The sequence below is a fragment of the Pontimicrobium sp. MEBiC01747 genome (assembly GCF_053601635.1).
This window is the reverse complement of record NZ_JBSHNS010000036.1, coordinates 1-7084: the sequence shown is the minus strand read 5'-3', so window position 1 is coordinate 7084 and position 7084 is coordinate 1. Positions and strand designations below refer to the sequence as shown.

The 7084-nt window shown below is 32.3% G+C and carries 6 protein-coding genes and 1 pseudogene; 5 read left to right on the top strand and 2 right to left on the bottom strand.

The features are described from left to right. From ACVC2P_RS00510 to ACVC2P_RS00500, 3 genes are all read left to right on the top strand, one after another. Positions 1-526, top strand: a 526-nt coding sequence (locus ACVC2P_RS00510) for a hypothetical protein (RefSeq protein WP_452596528.1), incomplete at its 5' end; no start/stop codon positions are given. Positions 527-606: 80 nt separating this feature from the next. After that, a complete protein-coding gene (locus tag ACVC2P_RS00505; protein WP_452596527.1) occupies positions 607-2172 on the top strand; it encodes an FMN-binding glutamate synthase family protein in 1566 nt (521 codons plus the stop codon). 99 nt (positions 2173-2271) lie between these two features. Next, positions 2272-2793, top strand: a complete 522-nt coding sequence (locus tag ACVC2P_RS00500; protein ID WP_452596526.1) for a DUF7935 family protein — start codon at positions 2272-2274, stop codon at positions 2791-2793. On the opposite strand, the gene ACVC2P_RS00495 is transcribed toward ACVC2P_RS00500, so the two are convergent. Both ACVC2P_RS00495 and ACVC2P_RS00490 read right to left on the bottom strand, forming a co-directional pair. Further along, the gene (locus ACVC2P_RS00495) at positions 2790-3710 is read right to left on the bottom strand and encodes a patatin-like phospholipase family protein (RefSeq protein ID WP_452596525.1); all 921 of its coding nucleotides are present in this window, start codon (positions 3708-3710) and stop codon (positions 2790-2792) included. The genes ACVC2P_RS00500 and ACVC2P_RS00495 overlap by 4 nt on opposite strands. 54 nt (positions 3711-3764) lie before the next feature. Continuing rightward, positions 3765-5717 (bottom strand): M1 family metallopeptidase, encoded by a 1953-nt coding sequence (locus ACVC2P_RS00490; protein WP_452596524.1) that lies wholly within the window; start codon positions 5715-5717, stop codon positions 3765-3767. Positions 5718-5937: 220 nt separating this feature from the next. Here ACVC2P_RS00490 and ACVC2P_RS00485 point away from each other — a divergent pair, with 220 nt between their 5' ends. Both ACVC2P_RS00485 and ACVC2P_RS00480 read left to right on the top strand, forming a co-directional pair. Then, positions 5938-6705 (top strand): universal stress protein, encoded by a 768-nt coding sequence (locus ACVC2P_RS00485; protein ID WP_452596523.1) that lies wholly within the window; start codon positions 5938-5940, stop codon positions 6703-6705. Positions 6706-6809: 104 nt separating this feature from the next. Then, positions 6810-7084 (top strand): annotated as a pseudogene (locus tag ACVC2P_RS00480) (ATP-dependent DNA helicase RecG); the annotation flags it as partial.

Below are 7084 nucleotides of genomic sequence, written 5' to 3'. Positions count from 1 at the left end.
AAACAGTATTATTGAAGATGCTAAAATAGCTGGTGTATTAAATGTCGCCTACGACCTAGATGACAATACCACTGTATTACAAGGCAGTCCTATTACAAAAAATGGGATTACTTATTTACCTATGCAATTTGATAAAGTCGGCTTAATTGATGGCCCTGGAAATGAAATCACTACTTTGATTGCTGCTTTATATGCCGCAGATCAATTATTAGAATTCCCTTCTTTAGAAGAGCAACAAACCATTCCGAAAATGGTTAATTTCTATCAACAAGGAAATTTATTAATTCATTGTTACGATGGTGGCAGCCGTTCTGTTACAGTAACCGCGCTTTATATATATTATAAGTTTAGCCCTAAAAACAACGGAGTTCCACTAGCTTTTGAAGATATATACAGCCAGCTTATATGCTATCGTTGGACAGCAGGGGCGCCTAACGGACACCCAACAGAAGGCATTTGCGATGCAGCATATAAAGTTTTAGACACCTACTCTGAATTATTTCCAGAACCTATTTTAAAGGATTAATCCATAAATATAAAAAAGCCGTCAATTAGTTTTTATAAAAGAGAAGATTATGTTTATTTTTGGACAAAACGATTTTGGAAATGGATACAATTCTTACTTTTTTATCAACTATTTCATGGTGGCTTTGGATTATTATTGTTTTAGCAATTATAGCTCTACGAGATATTATTCAGAAAAAACATACCATTAGTCATAACTTTCCTATTGTAGGACATATTCGTTATCTATTTGAGAGTATAGGACCAGAAATACGTCAATACTTTGTTGCTAATAACAGAGAAGAATTACCTTTTAATCGTATAGAACGTGGTTGGATTTATGCTTCTGCAAAAAAAGAAAACAACTATGAAGGTTTTGGAACAGATAGAGATATTTACGCTCATCAGCATATTTTTATTAATAATGCAATGCTTCCTTATAAAATAGAAAAAGACCACCCTAATACAATAGACAAAAGTTTTTTACCATGTGCAAAAGTTATTGGCGAATATAACAACCGTAAACGTCCATTTAGGCCAGCTTCTGTAATTAATGTATCTGCCATGAGTTTTGGTTCTTTATCTGCTAGAGCTATAGACTCTTTAAATAAAGGAGTACACATGGCTGGCGCCTACCATAATACAGGCGAAGGTGGTTTATCGCCTTACCATAGCAATGGTGGTGATGTAATTTTTCATTTTGGAACAGGCTATTTTGGTGTTCGTGCGGAAGATGGTGGCTTTTCTATGGAAAAAATGATACAATTAGTTGAAAATAATCCTTTTATTCGCGCTATTGAAGTTAAATTATCTCAAGGGGCTAAACCTGGAAAAGGAGGTGTATTACCCGGGTCTAAAATAACTCCAGAAATTGCAAAAATTAGAGGTGTAGAAGTTGGTAAAGATGTACTTTCTCCTCCAAACCATAAAGCATTTTCTAATGTTCCAGAATTAGTTGATTTTGTTGAACGCATAGCAGATGCAACAGGGCTTCCTGTGGGAATAAAAGCTGCTATTGGTAAATTAGAACAATGGGAAGAGCTTGCAGATATTATGCTAAAAACAGGTAAAGGCCCCGATTTTATTACAGTAGATGGTGGCGAAGGTGGTACTGGTGCTGCGCCTCCAAGTTTTGCAGACCATGTTTCATTACCATGGGTTTATGGATTTAGCGATATTTACCGCTTATTTCAATCTAAAGGATTAAACGAACGTATTGTATTTATTGGTAGTGGAAAATTAGGGTTTCCGGCTAAAGCTGCTATGGCTTTTGCAATGGGTGTAGATTGTATTAATGTTGCTCGTGAAGCCATGATGAGTATTGGTTGTATACAAGCACAAGTATGCCATACTAACAGATGCCCCGCAGGAGTTGCTACGCAAAGTAAATGGTTACAGCGTGGTATTGACCCGACATTAAAATCTGTTAGGTTAGCGCAATATTTTAAAACCTTTAGAAAAGAGTTTATAGAAATAACACATGCTGCTGGTTACGAACATCCATGCCAATTAAAAATGAGTGATATTGAATTAAATATTGATGCACATAAACTCTCTACAGAATTAGATAAAACTTATTTATACGAAAAAACGCCAGTTCCATTTACTGGTATGCAATCATTAAAAAACTGCAACTATCTTGGAGCTTCAAAAGCGATGAAAGCTTAAATAAAGCATCTCTTTTTTATACTTAATTTTTCAAAAAAACTTGTTTTCTTGTACAATAAAAGAAAACAAGTTATGTTTGCTCTTTAAACTTACTTGTACATGAATGCCGACAGAATTATTGACCTTTTATTAAATATTTTACCAGCTCTTATTGTTGGACTTGCTGCTTATTTCTTTTTTAAAGAACATGTTAACAATGAAGACCGTAGAAGAAATTACTTATTACGCAAAGATTTAGAGGTTACAGTACTTCCTACGCGTTTACAAGCATACGAGCGCATGACATTATTTTTAGAGCGTATTACACCTAGTAAATTATTAATTAGAGTATCTCCTATATCATCAGACAAAGAACAATACGAGTCTTTACTTATAAAAAGTATAGAGCAAGAGTTTGAGCATAACTTATCGCAACAAATATATATTACAGACGAATGTTGGAATATTATAAACGCTTCTAAAAATGCTACAATTCAGCTTATTAGAAAAGCGAGTATGTTAGAAAAAACAGATACAGCGAATAAATTACGTGAAGTTCTTTTAACGGAGATGATGGAAAAACAAGCCCCTAGTGATGCAGCCTTATCTTATATTAAAAAAGAGGTTAGAGACATCTGTTAGTATCTAACGTTTACTGTAGAATTTAAAGGAAATTCTTTATTATGCTTTTTCTGGGCATAAAGAAACCCTTCTAACCACCATTTTTCCATTAATCTTTTATTAAAAACTAAGGAGTTTTCTGTTAGTTTTGTTGGTGTATAGTAAATATTTAATTTTACATTTCTATGTCTTGCTGCTAGTTTACCTATAGCAATATCTCCTTTTTCAACTTGATCTATTAAGTGTCCAAAAAGGTTTATTAGTAATGAAAAAGGATTTTTACCAAGAACTTTATTGTATTCTAAATTTTCACTTTCCAGCACAATAGCATCTATTTCTGTTGCCCCTCTTTGTATAGCCTCTCGAATAGGAATAACACAACCTAACCCACCATCTGCATACTCAAAACCATCTTTTTTAGCTAAAGACATAAACGGAATATAATTGCAGGATATCCAAATCCACTCACAGAACTCCTCGTAGCTATAATCATTTATAGACTTATATTCTGTTCTGTTTTTAGATAAATTGGTAACCGTAACAACAACATCTGCTTTTGTTGCTCTTATTAAATCGTATTCTTCTTTTGTAAATTGCTTTCTTATATGGCGCTTTAAGTTTTTGCTTTCTCCAAACGTCCTTTTACGCTTAATAAATTGTAATAAGGTATTGAAATAATTTATTCCAACAAATTCTCTATCGCCTTTCTTTTTAACAACAAAGGGGTTAATACTAAAAATAGTATTCTGGTTTACACTAGTATAAATATCGTAAAGTTTCCCAATATTATTTACAGCCAAATGTGGAGCAAGCAAGCTTCCTGTAGAAGTCCCTAAAAACATATCGTAGTTTTTACCTTCCTGCTCTATAAGGTATTGGGCAACACCTCCTGCAAAGGCACCTTTGCTCCCACCACCAGACATTACTAATGCTTTCATTATATTAATTTATCTTTCTTGTTACACAAAAGTAACAATCTTACTGTATTATTGTTATTCCTTTTTGTTTAATAATTCTTTAGCGAATTTTTTAAACCTCCAATTATGATGGGTAGTTGCTTGTTTAAGGTTTTTAGCACATTCTTCATTACAAGCTCTAATTGCATTTAAGAACTCAAAGGCTAGCTGCCTAACCTCGAAAGTATATTCTGGCTTGGTGTAATTAACAAGTTCTTTATAAAATGTTCTTTTATCTGCATCAGAATAGGCTTCTGTTATTAATGCTAAAAACAGCCATAGTTGCCTTACATTTTTATCATTAAAACCAATAATATGCTTTGTTTTTTCTAAATACTCTTTTGTGTTTTCTGGAAAACTATTAATTAGGTTATACAAAGCAGACTCTACTGTTACGTAAGATTTATCGTTTAACAAACTTTCATATTCCTGTTTTAGTGACCATGGAACTTTTCTTAAATTTATAGCAATGGCTTGTCTTACTTTTACACTGTTTTTAAAATCTTTTGCTTGGATTCTGTTTGGCATTTGCTCTATGACTTTTATTTTAGAAGCGTCAAAAATCCAAGACGTTAAATATTCTGAACATTTAGAGCTATAAGCTTCGCAATTAATTTGTAAATAACCGTTTATCATTTCAGAATTAGATACGAGTTCCTCCTCTACCTCATCATAATAAAAATGTGCATCTTCCAACCATTGCTTAAAAAAAGTAGTCAAATCCTCTCCAGAAGCTTTTTCAACTGCCACTATAAAATCTTGAGAACTTACATTTTTGTATTTAAATTGTTCCAAATAGCTTTTCACCCCATTTTTAAAAGCTGCATCACCTATTTTTTCTTGTAGCATAAACAATAACAAAGCACCTTTTTTATAAAACGTTGTACTACTAGATTTTGGGTTTAATAGCGCTGTGTGCTGTCCTTCCTGCTCTTGTCTTGTTAATTCTTGTGCATACTCGTATAATCTCCAATAATAGTAATGCGCTCCAAACACCTCTCGCTCTGCTAATAACGCATAATATGTTGCAAAACCTTCTTGTAACCAATGGTGTGTTCCTGAAGTTTCTGTTACTAAATCGCCAAACCATTGGTGTGCTAATTCGTGAGCATTTACATTTACATAGTTTTTATCTACAAACGCTATACTATCTACTACAAAACTATCTGAAAAAATAGTTGCGCTTGTATTCTCCATGCCAGAATACAAAAAATCTTTTACAGGTATTTGCTTATAATTTTGCCATGGATACTTTACACCTATTTCTTTTTCTAAAAAGTTAAAAATTGTTTTAGTGTAACGGTATGTTGGTTCTACTTTAGCCGAATCTTCTGGGTAATAATATAACTCTAAAGGAATTCCACTTAAAGACTGTTCTACTTTTTTGTTGTATTTTCCAATTGCCAATGCTACTAAATAACTAGACATTGGTTTTTTCATCTCGTAAATCCATGTTGTTTTATTAGCCTTTTCAATTTTATCTTCAAGTTTACCATTTGCAATAACCTGATAATTATTATCGAAAGTGATTGCTAAATCAAATTCAATTTTATCATTCATATCATCTATACTTGGTAACCAATGGCTTGTATATTTTCCTTGCCCTTGTGTCCAAACTTGATTTCTTCCAGAAGCATCCCAGCCAATAAAATATAGCGCTTTTTTTGGTTTAACTTTATACTTAAAGACTAACTCATGGTGCTTAGAAGCTTTAAAATCGTTTATAATCCAAAGTTTTTTACCATCATTAACTGTTTTTACTTCTGCTTCATTTAACACTATCGAATCGAATTCCATTCCTACAGCATCGATGTATATAGAGTCTGTAGCTTTTAATATGTTAAACTCGACTTGTACTATTCCTGAAACTTCTTTTATTTCTGGTTTTATATTAAGCGCCGCGTTAATAGAAGTGTAGTCTACAGAATTAGTTTGCTGTGCTTTTACAAAAAGGCTAGTAAGAAAAAAAAAGGCTAAAATATATTTCATAATAAATCCCAATCAAAGGCTAAGCCAAAATACAATTTTTTGTAATTTCTACAGAGAATACACTTTTATTATTGCTAAGAATATTACGATTTAATCCATTAAACTTAAATATTCATTTTTTTAACAGTTCCTCTTAAATAATTGCCTTTCAACGAAATATTATAATACATCTATTAAAATAACTACTTTTGCACAAAAATTAACATCCAATAAAAACAAGATGAAAACATTTTTAGTCCCAATTAGTTCTCTAAAAGAAAAGATGTCTACTATTATTTACGCTATAGACTTTGCAAAAGCTGTAGGCGCAGAAATGATTTATGGTATTCAAATAAATGAAATACAAGAAGACGATCATTTAGAGGAGCTTGTAGCTCATGCAAAAAAGCAAGAAATAGATATTAACTTCCGTTCTTTACCTACAGATGAGAACATTATTGATTTTGTTAAATCATTTTCAAAAGATTTTAATATCGATTTAGTTATTGCATCTGCAAGAACACCAAAAACTAACGAAAAGTTATTTTTAGATAATTTATCTGGTAGTATTGTCCGCAAAACAGATATGCCAGTGTTATTAATTCCAGAGAACTATAAATTTAAAGCAATTAAAACTGTTTTAACTGCTGTTAAGTCTGGTGTTATAAAAATGAAAGGCGCTCTTAAACCTTTAGAGGCTACATTAGAAGCTTTAGAGGCTCGTATGACCTTATTACAAGTTAAAACACCTACATTTTTACCAGAAGATTTAATGTTCGATAAAGATTTAGCAGCCGTAACATCTAAATATTACTCTTCTGAAAACGCCACATTATTCCAAGGAGTTTTAGAATACATTCATGTTGTAGAACCAGAATTACTTTGCGTATTTAGACGTAAGCGTGGTTTCTTTAAACAATTATGGGATGACGCAATCCACGATAATGGTGTTAGAAAATCTGATTTTGAAAGTAGAATACCTTTATTAGTCCTTAAAGGGGAACAGTAAGATACAACCTTAATACTATGAAAAAAGATCGCTTTATGGCGGTCTTTTTTGTTATCGTTAATTTCGCTTTTACTTTAACTACAAATATCTTAATTTCGTAGATTATGGCTACCAATCTACAAACACCAATAGACTACTTAAAGGGTGTTGGACCAAATCGTGCCGATTTGCTCCGCAAAGAATTGGGCATACATACCTATCAAGATTTAATAAACTTATTTCCTAATCGCTATTTAGACCGCACAACGTATTTTAAGATAAACCAATTGCAGCGAAATAGTGCCGAAGTACAAATTATAGGAAAAATTATAAAGTTCCAGGAAATCGCTCAAAAACGAGGTAAACGATTAGTGGCTACTTTTCAAGATGAAACTGGGAC